Raw genomic sequence first — 14,515 nt, 5'->3', positions numbered from 1 at the left:
GCGGCGGGCGGAACGGGCTTCGGGCTGCTCGCCTGGGCGCTCGGCTGGTCCCCGGTGCGGCGGTGGTCGGCGAGGCGCTCGGGCTGCCGGTGCTCGTGGCTGGAGCCGACATCGTCATCACGGGGGAGGGGCGGTTCGACGCGCAGACGGACGCGGGAAAGGTGCCGGCCGCCGTCCTCCGGCTCGCGGAGGCGGCCGGCGCGCGGACGCTGCTCGTCGCGGGGTCGATCCAGGCGCCGACCACGGCGTTCGCCGGGTCTGTGTCTCTGACGGAGGCGGCGGGCTCCGCCTCCGCGGCCCTCGCCGACCCGCTGACGCATCTGCGCGCGGTCGCGAGCGAGCTGGCGCTCTGGTCAGCGTGACATCGGCTGAGCAGGCAGCCCGAGGCGCGACCGCGATGTCGGTGGTCGGGCATACCGTGCGCATATGCGCCCTGCCGACCGTCGAAGCCACGATGTCGTGGTCCGTGCGCCCGTCCGACCCCACCGGTCGGGCATGCCGACACGCCGAGGCGCGTTGTACCCAGGGAACCGGTCGCGGCTTTCCACAGCTGTGGATGGATCGTCCGGATCCGCGTCCTTCCGCGGCTCCGCGGGCTCCGGCCTGTGGATGAACGGGGGAGGAACCGGTGGATAACTACACGGATGTAACTACTACCTCTAGTGGGCTGATGCCAGGTGCCCCCCTATATGTAGTATTGCTGAGCAGGTCGAGCCGCGAGGCCCACCGGCACTCCCGAACTCCCCACGACCGCCTCCCCCGCCCCGCCCGCACGTCGGGCCGACGCCGGGAGCGGCCCCGGGACACCTCCTTCCGAAAGGCGACATTCCATGGCCGTGACGGTCTACACCAAGCCCTCCTGCGTCCAGTGCACCGCGACCTATCGTGCCCTCGACGGCAAGGGCATCGACTACGAGGTCTTCGACCTCTCGGTCGACGAGAAGGCCCTCGAGGCCGTGAAGGCCCTCGGCTACCTCCAGGCCCCGGTCGTCATCACGGACGACGATCACTGGTCGGGCTTCCGCCCCGACAAGATCGCGACCCTCTGAGGCGTCTGCGCGGCGATCTGCGGCGTTGTCGTCAGGCGCCGTAGCGCCGCTACGGCTTCTTCCTCCGCCTTGCAGCTCGCCACGCAGACGCCCCAGAGGTGGCCGGGAGCAGGCAGACGGCGGAGGAGAGGGGTGGTGGGATGAGCGAGCTCGTGTACTTCTCTAGCAGTTCGGGGAACACGCACCGGTTCATCGAGAAGCTCGGTCGGCCGGCGCAGCGCATCCCGCTCCATGCCCGGCGCGACGGAGCAGCGCTCGACACCCTCCACGTCGATGAGCCCTACGTTCTCGTGCTCCCCACCTACGGCGGTGGCAACGACGGGGGAGCGGTCCCCAAGCAGGTCATCCGGTTCCTCAACCAGCCCCGCAACCGCTCCCTGCTCCGCGGCGTCATCGGCGCTGGCAACACGAACTTCGGCGAGGCCTATTGTCTCGCCGGCGACATCATCGCGACGAAGTGCGCCGTGCCGCACCTCTACCGCTTCGAAGTATTCGGAACACCCGACGACGTCACCGCCGTCGACCAAGGATTGGACACGTTTTGGACGCAGCAGTGATCGACGCTCCCCGCGACGCCGCTCAGATGGACTACCACTCGCTCAACGCGATGCTGAACCTCTACGGCCCGAACGGAGAGATCCAGTTCGACAAGGACCGCGAGGCCGCTCGCGAGTTCTTCCTGCAGCACGTCAACCAGAACACCGTGTTCTTCCACACGCTCAGGGAGCGCCTCGACTACCTCGTCGAGAAGGAGTACTACGAGCAGGCCGTGCTCGACCAGTACTCGTTCGAGTTCATCCAGCAGCTCAACGACCTCGCCTACTCGAAGAAGTTCCGCTTCGCGACCTTCCTCGGCGCCTTCAAGTACTACACCTCATACACGCTGAAGACGTTCGACGGGAAGCGCTACCTCGAGCGCTTCGAGGACCGCGTCGTGATGACCGCCCTCGGCCTGGCCCAGGGCGACGAGAAGCTCGCCACCGCTCTGGTGGAGGAGATCGTCGCGGGCCGGTTCCAGCCCGCGACCCCCACCTTCCTCAACACCGGCAAGGCCCAGCGCGGAGAGCTCGTCTCGTGCTTCCTGCTGCGCATCGAGGACAACATGGAGTCGATCGCCCGCGGCATCAACTCCGCCCTCCAGCTCTCCAAGCGCGGCGGGGGAGTCGCCCTCTCGCTCTCCAACATCCGCGAGGCCGGCGCCCCGATCAAGCAGATCGAGAACCAGTCCTCGGGCATCATCCCCGTGATGAAGCTCCTCGAGGACAGCTTCAGCTACGCCAACCAGCTCGGTGCGCGCCAGGGAGCGGGAGCGGTGTACCTCTCGGCGCACCACCCCGACATCCTCCGCTTCCTCGACACCAAGCGCGAGAACGCCGACGAGAAGATCCGCATCAAGACGCTCTCCCTCGGCGTCGTCGTGCCCGACATCACGTTCGAGCTCGCGAAGAACAACGAGGACATGTACCTCTTCTCGCCCTACGACGTCGAGCGCGTCTACGGCATCCCCTTCGGCGACCTGTCGATCTCGGAGAAGTACCGCGAGATGGTCGACGACCCGCGCATCAAGAAGACCAAGATCTCGGCACGCGAGTTCTTCCAGACCATCGCCGAGATCCAGTTCGAGTCCGGCTACCCCTACATCGTGTTCGAAGACACGGTGAACCAGGCGAACCCGATCAAGGGTCGGATCAACATGTCCAACCTCTGCTCCGAGATCCTCCAGGTCAACACTCCGACGACCTACAACGAGGACCTCTCCTACGCGCAGATCGGCAAGGACATCTCCTGCAACCTCGGCTCGCTGAACATCGCGCTGACGATGGACTCACCCGACTTCGGTCGCACCATCGAGACCGCGATCCGCGGCCTCACCTCGGTGTCCGACCAGTCGCACATCACCTCGGTCCGCTCGATCGAGGACGGCAACGACAAGTCGCACGCCATCGGCCTCGGCCAGATGAACCTGCACGGCTACCTCGCCCGCGAGCGCATCCACTACGGATCCGAGGAGGGCATCGACTTCACCAACATCTACTTCTACTCGGTGCTGTTCCACGCCCTGCGCGCCTCCAACAACCTCTCGATCGAGCGCGGCACCACCTTCGAGGGCTTCGCCGACTCGAAGTACGCCTCGGGCGAGTTCTTCGACACCTACACCGAGAAGGAGTGGGCTCCCGCCACCGAGCGCGTCGCCCGCCTCTTCGAGGGCGCCGGCATCGCCGTCCCCAGCCAGGACGACTGGCGCGCGCTCAAGGCCTCGGTCATGGAGCACGGCATCTACAACCAGAACCTGCAGGCCGTCCCGCCGACCGGCTCGATCTCGTACATCAACAACTCGACGTCGTCGATCCACCCGATCGCGTCGAAGATCGAGATCCGCAAGGAGGGCAAGCTCGGCCGCGTCTACTACCCGGCGCCGTTCATGACGAACGACAACCTGGAGTACTACCAGGACGCGTACGAGATCGGCTACGAGAAGATCATCGACACCTACGCCGCGGCGACGCAGCACGTCGACCAGGGACTCTCGCTGACGCTGTTCTTCAAGGACACCGCGACCACGCGCGACATCAACCGCGCGCAGATCTACGCCTGGCGCAAGGGCATCAAGACGATCTACTACATCCGCATCCGCCAGATGGCACTCGAGGGCACCGAGCTCGACCAGTGCGTCTCGTGCATGCTGTAGAGCCCGCAACGTCACCCACCCGCTCGACCCATCCGCAGCAGCGAGAAGGAATCATGACTCCCCCCGAGAAGCTCAAGCTCGTCGACTCCGTCCAGGCCATCAACTGGAACCGGATCCAGGACGACAAGGACGTCGAGGTGTGGAACCGCCTCACGAGCAACTTCTGGCTGCCCGAGAAGGTCCCGCTCTCCAACGACATCCAGTCGTGGAACACGCTGACCCACGAGGAGCAGCAGCTCACCATGCGCGTGTTCACGGGGCTCACCCTGCTCGACACCGTGCAGGGCACGGTCGGCGCGGTCTCGCTCATCCCGGACGCCATCACTCCGCACGAGGAGGCCGTCTACACGAACATCGCGTTCATGGAGTCGGTGCACGCCAAGTCGTACTCCTCGGTGTTCTCGACGCTCTCGAACACGCAGGACATCGACGAGGCCTTCCGCTGGTCCGTCGAGAACCCGAACCTGCAGAAGAAGGCGTCCATCGTGATGGACTACTACCGCGGCGACGACCCCCTGAAGCGGAAGGTCGCCTCCACGCTGCTGGAGTCGTTCCTCTTCTACTCGGGCTTCTACCTGCCGATGTACTGGTCCTCCCGGGCCAAGCTCACCAACACCGCGGATCTGGTGCGCCTCATCATCCGCGACGAGGCCGTGCACGGCTACTACATCGGCTACAAGTTCCAGAAGGGGCTCGAGCGCGTCGACCAGGCCAAGCGCGACGAGATCAAGGACTACACGTTCTCGCTGCTCTACGAGCTCTACGACAACGAGGCCCAGTACACGCAGGACCTTTACGACCAGCTCGGCCTGACCGAGGACGTCAAGAAGTTCCTGCACTACAACGCCAACAAGGCGCTGATGAACCTCGGCTACGAGCCGATGTTCCCCAAGCAGGTCACCGACGTGAACCCCGCGATCCTGTCGGCCCTCTCGCCCAACGCCGACGAGAACCACGACTTCTTCTCGGGCTCCGGCTCCTCCTACGTGATCGGCAAGGCCGTGAACACCGAGGACGAGGACTGGGACTTCTAGGATCTCAACCGCTTCGAAAGGCCCCTCCACCCCGGGTGCGAGGGGCCTTTCGCAACTGTAGGGCGATCACTCGCGCATGAGTGCCGACCTGATCGTCGCGAGCAGCCGCGGGGCGTGCCCGGTAACGGTGGCCCAGAGGCGGTCGCTGTCGAGGGCGCCGTAGTTGTGTGCGGCGATGTTCCTGGTCGCGCGGAGGCCTGCCACGTCGGACGAGGGAAGCGTCGCCACGACCTCGTGCGGCAGGTCGCGATGCACGAGGTCGGCGAGGTTGATCAGCGCGAGGGCGGCGACGTCGCGGCTGTCCGACTCCGCGGTGAGGAACGCCTCCCGGCCGTCGCGGACGGCTCGCGCCAAGCGGGAAGCGAGGCGATCGACCTCGGCGATGAGGCGTCGCGTCTTCTCGCCGTCGTCGTCGCTGCGTCTCGGACGGGCGGAGAAGCCGTTCACAGCGGTACCGCCTCCCGACGGATCGCACGGATGATCTCGTCATCGGAGTCGTCGACGACGACGTCAACCGGGAAGCCGAGTAGTTCCTCGGCCCGCCCGCGGAACGCCGCGAGGCCGAAGTAGTCGACCGCGACGTCGGCTGTCACGAGCAGATCGACGTCGCTGCGCTCGTGATCGGTACCACGGACCGTCGAACCGAACACTCGGACATCGTGCAGCCCGTACTCGCGGGCGAGTTCGCGCACGTGATCGGCGAGGAGCTCCAGAGCCACAGACGGCCGTAGGCGCGCCGCCCGCAGGATGCGGTCGAGCAGGTCGGGACCCGCTCGACGCGCGCCGGTCTCGATCGCGGCGAGGTTGGACTGTTGAAGGCCCGCTGCCCGGGCCAGGGCTCCCTGCGACAGTCCGATGTCCTCGCGAGCGCGACGAACCACTGCTGCGGGGTTGAGGGAGTCGGTCTGCACGCGCCGATGATATCAAGGTGATATCACTGGAGGTCAGTCGAGCGGCAGCCGCATGACGACGCGCGGGAACCCGGCCAGCACGGACGTCGTGTCGGCCGCCCACGAGAAACCGGCCCGCTCGAACAGCCCGCGGGTGCCGACGTAGGCCATCGTCTGCTCGACCTTCGCGCCTCCGTTGTCGACCGGGTAGCCCTCGATCGCCGGGGCGCCGTGGGCGCGCGCGACGTCGACGGCGCCGGCGAGCAGGGCGTGCGAGATACCGCGCCTACGGAAGCCGGGCCGGACGCGGATGCACCAGACGCTCCAGACGTCCAGGTCATCGACGTGCGGGATCCGCCGGTTCTTCGCGTAGCTCGTGTCGGCCCGGGGGTGCACGGCCGCCCAGCCGGCCACGTCGTCACCGTCGTAGGCGAGCACGCCGGGAGGCGGGTCCTCGGTGACGAGTTCACGCATCCGCTCGCCGCGGGCCGGCCCCCGGAGTGCGTTGTTCTCGGTCGACGAGAGCAGGCGGTAGCTGAGGCACCAGCACGAGTTGGCGTCGGGGCGCTTCGGGCCGTTCATCGTCGCCAGGTCGTCGAAGTCGGTGGCGGGCCGCACCTCGATCGTCATGCGGGCAGCCTTCCACCGACCTGTCTGCGCGGCAAGGTCCTCACAACCAAGGCTGAGAGGGAGTGAAGCCTCGGAATTCGCCGGATCTCATCTCTCAGCCTTCGTTATGAGGACTGTGTGGCGGTGACCGCCGTCGCTGGTCGACGACACCGCCCGAGTGACCACTCCGCCGCATGAATCGCACCCGCACCCGCTGGTGGACGGGGCACAGGCGCCCCGCCTACCGTGGACGAGGTATCCAACGAAGGAGCACTCCTGTGAAGCACGTCACTCTCGGCACCTCCGGTGTCCACGCCCCGAACGTCGTCCTCGGCCTCATGCGCATCCCCGAGATGAGCGACGAGGCGATCCGCAGCCTCGTCGGCGCCGCGCGCGACTCCGGCATCGACTTCTTCGACCACGCCGATGTCTACGGTGGCGAACTGCACCGCTGCGAGGAGCGCTTCGCCGAGGCGATGGCGCTCACCTCGTCCGAGCGCGAGCAGGTCGTCCTGCAGACCAAGGCGGGCATCGTCCCCGACGGCCCCTACTTCGACTTCTCGTACGAGCACCTGATCGCGTCGGTCGAGGGCTCGCTGACGGCACTGCGCACCGACTACATCGACGTGCTCCTCCTGCACCGGCCCGACGCCCTCGTCGAGCCGGACGAGGTCGCCCGCGCCTTCGACGAGCTGCACGCGGCCGGCAAGGTGAAGCACTTCGGAGTCTCGAACCAGACGCCGTACCAGATCGAGCTGTTGAAGAAGTCGCTGAACCAGCCGATCGTGGCCAACCAGCTGCAGCTCTCGATTACGCACGCGCCGCTGATCGCGCAGGGAGTCGCGTCCAACATGGTCGGCGAGGACCAGTCGGTGATGCGCGACGCCGGCATCCTCGACTACTGCCGCCTGAACGACATCACCGTGCAGGCGTGGTCGCCGTTCCAGGCCGGCTTCTTCACCGGCGTCTTCCTCGGCAACCCGGCCTACCCCGGGTTGAACGCTGTGATCGACCGGCTCGCAGTGCAGTACGACGTCCCCGCGATCGCCGTGGCCACCGCCTGGATCACCCGCCACCCGGCGGGTATGCAGGTCGTGCTCGGCACCACGAACGAGCAGCGCGTGCGCGACGCGGCCCTCGGCTCCGACCTGCCGCTGACCCGGCCGGAGTGGTATGAGCTGTTCCGCGCGGCCGGCTACCTCGTCCCCTAGAAGCTCCCACCCCGGAGGAATGCGCGTCGGCGCAGAGAGGCACGGACCCCGGGTCCGTGCCTCTTCCCTTTCTCGCGAGATGCCACTTCGGTACACCCGCGGCGGCGTGTCGCGTACCCAAGTGGCATCTCGCGGGGGAGGGGCGGGAATAGGAGACGCACCCCGGCGTTGAACTTGAGCGTAACCGACTCAACTTCCTCAGGAGGACTGGTGCCCGACAATTTCAACGAGGCCGGAGCGAGCTCGTTCGACGACTTCCTCGCCCGCTACCTCGACGGTGAGCGCGCCCGCGCGGCGCGGTCGATCGACCTCAGCCGTTTCCTCACCGCCCGTACCCAGAGCATCCTGCAGTCCGCAGGGCGTTTCGCCCTCGAGCGCGGTCAGACCGAACTCGACGCCCTGCATGTGTTGCGGGTCCTCGTCGACGACGAGGCCGTCTCGCAGGCCGTGCACCGCATCGGCGTCGACCCGGGCGCCATCGCGACCGCCACGGAGGCGCGCCTCCCGCAGGCCGCCGAGACGCACGCCTCGCCGAATGCGGCGACCATCACCCCCAGCGCTCAGCGCGCGCTGTTCCACGCCTACCAGGTCGCCCGTTCCAGCGGCTCGACCTACATCGACCCCGAGCACCTCTTCTTCGCGCTCGTGCTCGGCCAGGACGCCCCCGCCGGGCAGGTCCTCGCCCGCGCCGGTGTCACCGCCGAAGCCCTCACCCAGGGCATCCGCGAGGCCGAGGCCCCGCAGCAGCAGGAGGCGGGACAGCCCGCCTCCGAGACCCCGATGCTCGACAGGTTCGGCACCGATCTCACCGCGCTCGCGCGCGAGGGCCGGCTCGACCCGGTGATCGGGCGCGCCGACGAGATCGAGCAGACCGTCGAGATCCTCAGCCGTCGCACCAAGAACAACCCCGTGCTGGTCGGCGAGGCCGGAGTCGGCAAGACCGCGATCGTCGAAGGCCTGGCCCGCGCGATCGTGGCGGAGGAGGTCCCCGAGCAGCTGCGCGGCAAGCGCGTGGTCTCGCTCGACCTGCCCGGCATGCTGGCCGGCACCCGCTACCGCGGCGACTTCGAGGAGCGCCTGACCGGCACCATGGACGAGATCGCGGCGCACGCCGGCGAGCTGATCGTCTTCATCGACGAGGTCCACACCGTCGTCGGTGCGGGCGGAGGCGGCGAGGGCGGCATGGATGCGGGCAACATCCTCAAGCCCCGGCTGGCCCGCGGCGAGCTGCACCTCGTCGGCGCGACCACGCTCAAGGAGTACCGGACCATCGAGAAGGACCCGGCCCTCGAACGCCGCTTCCAGCCGGTGCGCGTCGGCGAGCCCGGCATCGAGGACGCGGTCGCGATCCTGCACGGCCTCCGCCCCGCCTACGAGGAGCACCACCGCGTGCACTTCACGGACGCGGCCCTGCGTGCCTCCGTCGAGCTCTCGGCCCGGTACCTCACCGACCGCGTGCTGCCGGACAAGGCGATCGACCTGATCGACCAGGCGGGCGCGCGCCTGCGGCTGAAGCTGGGTGCGGGCGTCGACGCCGGAGCGCTGCTCGAACGCCTCGCGACGCTGGAGGCCGACAAGAACGCGGCTGTCTCGGCCGAGCACTACGAGGAGGCCTCGCGCATCCGCGACGAGATCTCCCTCGTGCAGACCGAGCTCGAGGCGGCGACCGGCAGCAGTGCCCCCGCGGAGGCGGTCGTCGGCGAGACCGAGATCGCGGCCGTCGTCGCCAGGGCCACCGGCATCCCGGTGTCGCGGCTGACGGAGGGGGAGCGAGAGCGCCTCGCGCACCTCGAGTCGGAACTGCACCAGCGGGTCATCGGCCAGGAGGATGCCGTCACCGCCGTCGCTCGCGCCGTCCGCCGCAGCCGCACCGGCCTCGGCGACGCCTCCCGGCCCGTCGGCTCATTCCTGTTCCTCGGCCCCACCGGTGTGGGCAAGACCGAACTCGCGCGCACTCTCGCAGGCTCGCTCTTCGCCGACGAGCAGGCGATGATCCGCTTCGACATGAGCGAGTTCGGCGAGCGGCACACCGTCTCGCGTCTGGTCGGCGCCCCTCCCGGGTACGTCGGCTACGACGAGGCCGGGCAGCTGACCGAGCGCGTGCGCCGGAACCCCTACTCGGTGATCCTCTTCGACGAGATCGAGAAGGCGCACCCGGACGTGTTCACTCTGCTGCTCCAGGTGCTCGACGACGGCCGCCTCACCGACGGCCAGGGCCGCACGGTCGACTTCCGCAACACGGTCGTCATCATGACCTCGAATCTGGGCTCGGAGTTCCTGGCCTCGCGGTCGGGTGCGCTCGGCTTCGTCGCCCAGAGCGACGCGTCGGCCGAGGCTTCGCCTCGGAGAAGGACCTGCGCGATCGCGTGATGGGCCGGCTCCGTGAGGCGATGCGTCCGGAGTTCCTCAACCGGATCGACGAGATCGTGCTGTTCCGTCGCCTCGGTCGCGAGCAGCTGCGCGAGATCGTCGGCATCGTCCTCGACGCCACGCGTACCCGCCTCGCCCCCCGCGAGGTCACCCTCGACGTCACGGAGGCGGCCGTCGACTGGCTCGCCGAGAACGGCTACGAGCCGCAGTACGGTGCCCGGCCGCTCCGCCGGCTCGTGCAGCGCTCGATCGACGACCGGATCGCCGACCTCGTCGTCAGCGGCGAGGTCGCCGACGGAGGAGCCGTGCGGGTCGACGCCGTCGGCGGCGAACTGCTGGTGACGTCGGCCGCCCCGCTCCCGCTCGCGGCGTAGCCCCCTCCGGCTCCCGGCTCCCCTCCCTGCGCGATCCCGCCGACGACGCTCCTCCCCGGAGTGCGTCGAAGCGGCCTCTCGCTGAGGGGAGCCGGGGGTTTCGGCGTGCGGGCGGGTTGCCACCGCGACCCGGGCGGGATAGACACGAGGCACGAGAACCGGAGGCCCGATGTCGAACCCGCGCTACTACGACCCGGTGGGCAAGGCGGTGCGGGCGCTGCTCGTGCTGAGTCTCGTCTGCTTCGGGTTGGCCGTCGGGATGTTCGCTCTGGACATCGTGATGCCCGGCACCATGACCGACGAGCGCCGACCCTACGCCGAGGCGAGCGGGGCGCTCGCCTCGTTCGGGGTCCTCGCACTCATCGTCTACTTCGCGACGGTCGCGATCGTCGGGGCCATCCGCGGCAGGGGCCAGTAGTCGAGAGCCACGAGGCCGGCTCCGGCACGCGGGGCAGGCGCACCAGACCGGACCGCCCAGGAACGCGTCCGGCTCGAACGAGCCGGACGCGTTCTCGCGATCCGAGGATCAGGGGCACTTCTTGGCGGCGATCGACACCCTGAGCGTGGCATCGGGAGCGACGGAGGAGCCGCCAGCCGGCTCCTGGGCCGTCACCTGTCCGGCGTCGGGAGCCCGCGGGTCCTCCGCGCACGAGAGCGCGATCTTCGTGAAGCCCGCCGAACCGAGGGCGTTCTTCGCGGCGTCGAGACCCTGACCGGTCACCGTCGGGACGGTCTTCTGGTTGCCGGAGCTGGTGAACACGGTGATCGTTGTACCGGGCGCAGCGGAGCCGGACGGCTCGACGCGGGTGACGGTGCCGGCCGGAGAGTCTCCCGCCTCGGCGCCGCCCTGTGCGAAGCCGAACCCCGCCGCGTCCAGCTTCCCCTTGGCGTCCGCGATGCTGAGACCCCTCAGGTCCGGAATGGTCGTCTTGGGCACGACCTGCAGCGAATCGTCGGCCTGGGGGAATGCCTCCCCGCCGTACTTCGCGTTCGCCACCTGCATGTAGGGCTTCCAGATGCGGTGCCGAGCGGTCGCGACGTCGCCGGACGGGAACGAGACCTGCCGCTGGTTGACGTGTCCCTTCACGTTGACGATGCCGACCACGGTCGCGACCTTGGTGCTGGCGCCGCTCATCCACGTAGCGATCGCGTCATCGGTCGTGCCGGTCTTGCCGATCAGCGGGGTGCCGTCGCCGGTGGCGCTCTTCGAGGTGGTGCCGCCGTCGAACGTCGACTGGAGGGCGACCGCTGCCGTCGCGGCGACGTTGCGGTCGATGGCCTGCCGGCAGTCCGCTCCGGGGACGGGCAGTGATGCGTCGCTGGAGTCCACGATCTTGTCGATCGCGATCGGATCGCAGACGGTGCCGCCCGCGGCGATGCCGGCGAAGGCCGTCGCCATGCTGAGCGGAGCGATCTCCTCGGTCCCGAGGACCGCCGAGCCGTTCTCGCCGAGCTCCGCGCCGTTCGCGCGGTGCACGCCGAACGACTCCGCCGTGCCCTTGATCTCGCAGAGGTCGAGCTTCTTCGCCATCGCAACGAATCCGGTGTTCTCGGACTGCTTGGTGCTGTACGCCGCGGTCCAGCTCCCACCGTTCCCGCCCTCGTCGTTCTTCGGCGACCAGCCGGCCTGCGACCAGGTTCCGCCCGCGGTGCAGCTGTCCTTGAAGGTGCCCCAGTCGGAGCGGACCCTCGCGTCCACGGTCTCGTTGAGGCTGTGCCCCTCCTTGAGCCACTCCATCAGGGTGAAGATCTTGTACGTCGATCCGGGTTGGAAGCCGGACGAGCCGCCGTAGTCCAGGTCGGTGTTGTAGTTGATGCCCGTCGCCGTCGGGTCGGACTTCTGCACGTCCGGGTCCTGCGAGTACGTCTTGTTCTGGGCCATCGACAGCACGCGTCCGGAGCCGGGCTGGACGCTGACGACGACGCCTCCGACGTCGAAGTTCGCCATGGTGCGCGGCACCTGCGCGTCGAGGTTCTTCTGCGCCGCGTTCTGCAGGCCGACGTCGAGAGTCGTGTACACGTCGAGGCCGCCCCGGCGGAAGCTGCTCCAGCGGGTGTCCTCGTCGGCGCCGAAGATCTCGTTGTTCTTGAGCACGTTGGTGACGTAGTCGCAGAAGAAGCCGGCGTTGCCCGCGGTCGAGCAGCCGGTGCTGGGCTGGGTGATCCGCGGCTCGATCGGAGTCGCGACAGAGGCGTCGTGGTCCTCCTGCGAGATCTTCCCCTCCTCGAGCATCTTGCCGATGATGTAGTCGCGGCGCTCCTTGTTGCGGGCGTAGCCGTTCGCGGCACCGTTGTCGGGGTCGTCCGGCTGGTCGATGCGCAGAGCGGACGGGTTGTTGACGATCGCCACGAGGCTCGCCGCCTGGGCGATGGTGAGGTTCGCCGCGCTGGTGCCGTAGTAGTAGTTCGCGGCGGTCTCGATGCCGTAGGTGGTGCCTCCGAAGAACGCGATGTTCAGGTAGCCCTGGAGGATCTGGTCTTTCGTGTACTCCTTCTCGATGCCGATCGCGAACTTCATCTCGCGGAGCTTGCGCTCGGGGGAGGTGCGGGTGGCCGCTTCGATGGCGGCGGCCCGCTCGTTCTCGTCCGAGATGTTGCGCACGGCCTTCTCGACCAGCACGTTCTTGACGTACTGCTGCGTGATCGAGGAGCCGCCCTGCACGTCGTTGCCGAGCACGTAGGTCTGCGCGACGGCGCGGAGCGTGCCGGGGAGGTCGACTCCGCCGTGGTCGTAGAAGCGCGGGTCCTCACCCGAGACGGCAGCGTCCTTGGCCGATTGCGCGATCTGGTCGAGCGGCACCTCGACGCGGTTCTCGACGTAGAAGGAGGCGAGCAGCTGCGGTGATCCGTCGGAGCCGGTCGCGAAGATGTTGCTCTTCTCGGACAGCTTGTCCACCTCGAGGTACTCGGGGAGCCCATCGAATACGCCGATGGACTGGTTCGCGGCGACGCCCGCGAGGGCCACTGCGGGGGTCACGGTGGCGGTCACGAGGAGCCCGGCCACGACGCTCATGCCCAGGAAGCCCACGATCGCCTTGACCACGCCACCGGTGGTCCTTCTGTCGGACGCCAAACCTTCTCCTTCGGGATTCCCCCGGGACGCTGCGACGGCCGGAGCCGCCGCCCTGCGCGCATTCTGCGCCAGGTCAACGTCGACAGACTAACCCGAGTCCCCCTGAAGGCGAAGGCCCGGCCAGGGTCCTGAAAGGCACCTGATGGCCCTCCGATCATCGCGGTTCTCCTCAGGTGTCGGCAGGGATAGCCCTCCTGCGGACCCGGGCTCGAGCGAGGCGACCGCCGACGACCGGCGTCCGGAACGTCCCGACGTGGGCCCGTCCGGAGCCTCCGCTGCCTCCGCTCGACCGTCGTATCGGCTCCGCCGACAGGCCGGCTCTCGTCCGCGCTCGGTGTCCTCACCGTCACCGGCATCCCGCCCGCCAACCTGGTGGTGGCCGCGATCGTGATGGCCTCCGTCTCCCCGGCGGCACGGAGGAAGGGCGGGCTCACGAGCGTCCGGCGGCGGACCTTCTCGTCGCTGAACCGCGGAGGGGAGGTGCGGTCTGCGTCCCGTCCCGTCGAGCGCTCCCCGTCGTCCTCCGGCCACCCTCTCGTCACGCCGATGTCGCCTGCGCGCCGTAGCGTCCGGGGCATGACCGGACTCCCTCTTCTCGCCACCGACGTCGTGCAGCTGCGCTGGGCGCGGCCCGAGGTGCTCGACTCCTCTCGGCACCGGATGCTCCGCCTGCTGACCCTCACCGAGCGCCTCCGCTACGAGGCCACCGGGCGGCGCGAGGCGCGCGACAGTTTCCTCCTGGGCCGGGTCCTGGTGCGCGAGCTCGCGGCCGAGACGCTGGGCCTCGACCCGCTCGAGATCTCGGTGGACGCGCGCTGTGAGCGGTGCGCCGGGCCGCACGGTCGGCCCGTGCTCGGGGGCGAGCACCCGGCGCTCGAGCGGATGCGGATCAGCATCGCCCACTGCGACGGAGCGGTGGTGGCGGCGCTGGCGACCGGCCGTGATGTGGGGATCGACGCGATGCGCGCCCGCACTGTCCGCGACCGTGTCGCGTCCGGGGCGACGACGGCCGAGCGGGTGCTCTCTGCCCTGCGCGTCCAGGCGGTCGCGAAGGCCGACGGGCGCGGCACCTCGAGCGTCGAGCCGGTGCGGTTCCGCACGCGCGGGGGCGCGACGGAGGCGTGGATCGAGGGGTCCGGCCGGTACTTCGCGGTCTCGGAGCCGGCGGTGCACTCGGCGCTCGTCGTGGCGGTGGCCGTCGCGGAGGCGTGAGGTC

12 protein-coding genes and 1 pseudogene are annotated in these 14,515 nt (G+C 68.8%); 9 read left to right on the top strand and 4 right to left on the bottom strand.

Going from position 1 to position 14,515, the window contains the following annotated elements; translation table 11 throughout:
- From ACH61_RS10400 to nrdF, 5 genes are all read left to right on the top strand, one after another.
- Nucleotides 1–362 (top strand): glycerate kinase (locus tag ACH61_RS10400; protein WP_236713637.1); only part of this gene is annotated, 362 nt, incomplete at its 5' end.
- Between the two features lie 468 nt (nucleotides 363–830).
- Entirely contained in the window at nucleotides 831–1,049 is a 219-nt protein-coding gene (gene nrdH, locus ACH61_RS10395) for a glutaredoxin-like protein NrdH (RefSeq protein WP_068211864.1), read from the top strand.
- Between the two features lie 140 nt (nucleotides 1,050–1,189).
- Nucleotides 1,190–1,606, top strand: a complete 417-nt coding sequence (nrdI, locus tag ACH61_RS10390) for a class Ib ribonucleoside-diphosphate reductase assembly flavoprotein NrdI (RefSeq protein ID WP_068211863.1) — start codon at nucleotides 1,190–1,192, stop codon at nucleotides 1,604–1,606.
- A gap of 26 nt (nucleotides 1,607–1,632) precedes the next feature.
- A complete protein-coding gene (nrdE, locus tag ACH61_RS10385) occupies nucleotides 1,633–3,738 on the top strand; it encodes a class 1b ribonucleoside-diphosphate reductase subunit alpha (RefSeq protein ID WP_068211866.1) in 2,106 nt (701 codons plus the stop codon).
- 53 nt (nucleotides 3,739–3,791) lie between these two features.
- Nucleotides 3,792–4,772: a class 1b ribonucleoside-diphosphate reductase subunit beta gene (gene nrdF / locus ACH61_RS10380; RefSeq protein WP_068211862.1), complete on the top strand. Its 981-nt coding sequence runs from the start codon at nucleotides 3,792–3,794 to the stop codon at nucleotides 4,770–4,772.
- Between the two features lie 66 nt (nucleotides 4,773–4,838).
- Here the strand turns inward: nrdF and ACH61_RS10375 are convergent, their stop codons facing one another.
- Genes ACH61_RS10375 through ACH61_RS10365 form a run of 3 tightly spaced genes read right to left on the bottom strand, consistent with a single transcriptional unit; the run spans nucleotide 4,839 to nucleotide 6,292 of the window.
- Nucleotides 4,839–5,219 (bottom strand): HepT-like ribonuclease domain-containing protein, encoded by a 381-nt coding sequence (locus ACH61_RS10375; RefSeq protein WP_068211860.1) that lies wholly within the window; start codon nucleotides 5,217–5,219, stop codon nucleotides 4,839–4,841.
- Nucleotides 5,216–5,683: an XRE family transcriptional regulator gene (locus ACH61_RS10370; protein WP_068211857.1), complete on the bottom strand. Its 468-nt coding sequence runs from the start codon at nucleotides 5,681–5,683 to the stop codon at nucleotides 5,216–5,218. Before ACH61_RS10370 ends, ACH61_RS10375 begins: the two co-directional genes overlap by 4 nt.
- A 33-nt stretch (nucleotides 5,684–5,716) precedes the next feature.
- Nucleotides 5,717–6,292, bottom strand: a complete 576-nt coding sequence (locus ACH61_RS10365) for a GNAT family N-acetyltransferase (protein ID WP_068211855.1) — start codon at nucleotides 6,290–6,292, stop codon at nucleotides 5,717–5,719.
- A gap of 257 nt (nucleotides 6,293–6,549) precedes the next feature.
- Between ACH61_RS10365 and ACH61_RS10360 the strand changes: the two genes are divergently transcribed.
- From ACH61_RS10360 to ACH61_RS10350, 3 genes and pseudogenes are all read left to right on the top strand, one after another.
- Nucleotides 6,550–7,482 (top strand): aldo/keto reductase, encoded by a 933-nt coding sequence (locus ACH61_RS10360; protein WP_068211853.1) that lies wholly within the window; start codon nucleotides 6,550–6,552, stop codon nucleotides 7,480–7,482.
- 210 nt (nucleotides 7,483–7,692) lie between these two features.
- A pseudogene (locus tag ACH61_RS10355) lies at nucleotides 7,693–10,226 on the top strand (ATP-dependent Clp protease ATP-binding subunit).
- Nucleotides 10,227–10,395: 169 nt separating this feature from the next.
- A complete protein-coding gene (locus tag ACH61_RS10350) occupies nucleotides 10,396–10,644 on the top strand; it encodes a hypothetical protein (protein ID WP_068211851.1) in 249 nt (82 codons plus the stop codon).
- Between the two features lie 108 nt (nucleotides 10,645–10,752).
- Here the strand turns inward: ACH61_RS10350 and ACH61_RS10345 are convergent, their stop codons facing one another.
- Nucleotides 10,753–13,269 (bottom strand): transglycosylase domain-containing protein, encoded by a 2,517-nt coding sequence (locus ACH61_RS10345; RefSeq protein WP_068211849.1) that lies wholly within the window; start codon nucleotides 13,267–13,269, stop codon nucleotides 10,753–10,755.
- 606 nt (nucleotides 13,270–13,875) lie between these two features.
- On the opposite strand from ACH61_RS10345, the gene ACH61_RS10340 reads away from it, so the two are divergent.
- Nucleotides 13,876–14,511, top strand: a complete 636-nt coding sequence (locus ACH61_RS10340; protein WP_068211846.1) for a 4'-phosphopantetheinyl transferase family protein — start codon at nucleotides 13,876–13,878, stop codon at nucleotides 14,509–14,511.
- Nucleotides 14,512–14,515 lie beyond the last annotated feature (4 nt).

It is taken from the genome of Rathayibacter tanaceti, assembly GCF_001634385.1.
GTDB classification, from domain to species: domain Bacteria; phylum Actinomycetota; class Actinomycetes; order Actinomycetales; family Microbacteriaceae; genus Rathayibacter; species Rathayibacter tanaceti.
The sequence above is the reverse complement of the archived record's forward strand: the minus strand, read 5'-3'. Positions and strand labels throughout refer to the sequence as shown.

What these genes read in the sequence shown, in the direction of transcription:
- nrdH (WP_068211864.1), top strand. Translation starts at nt 831, where the DNA reads ATGGCCGTGACGGTCTACACCAAGCCCTCCTGCGTCCAGTGCACCGCG.
- nrdI (WP_068211863.1), top strand. Translation starts at nt 1,190, where the DNA reads ATGAGCGAGCTCGTGTACTTCTCTAGCAGTTCGGGGAACACGCACCGG.
- nrdE (WP_068211866.1), top strand. Translation starts at nt 1,633, where the DNA reads ATGGACTACCACTCGCTCAACGCGATGCTGAACCTCTACGGCCCGAAC.
- nrdF (WP_068211862.1), top strand. Translation starts at nt 3,792, where the DNA reads ATGACTCCCCCCGAGAAGCTCAAGCTCGTCGACTCCGTCCAGGCCATC.
- ACH61_RS10365 (WP_068211855.1), bottom strand. Translation starts at nt 6,292, where the DNA reads ATGACGATCGAGGTGCGGCCCGCCACCGACTTCGACGACCTGGCGACG.
- ACH61_RS10350 (WP_068211851.1), top strand. Translation starts at nt 10,396, where the DNA reads ATGTCGAACCCGCGCTACTACGACCCGGTGGGCAAGGCGGTGCGGGCG.
- ACH61_RS10340 (WP_068211846.1), top strand. Translation starts at nt 13,876, where the DNA reads ATGACCGGACTCCCTCTTCTCGCCACCGACGTCGTGCAGCTGCGCTGG.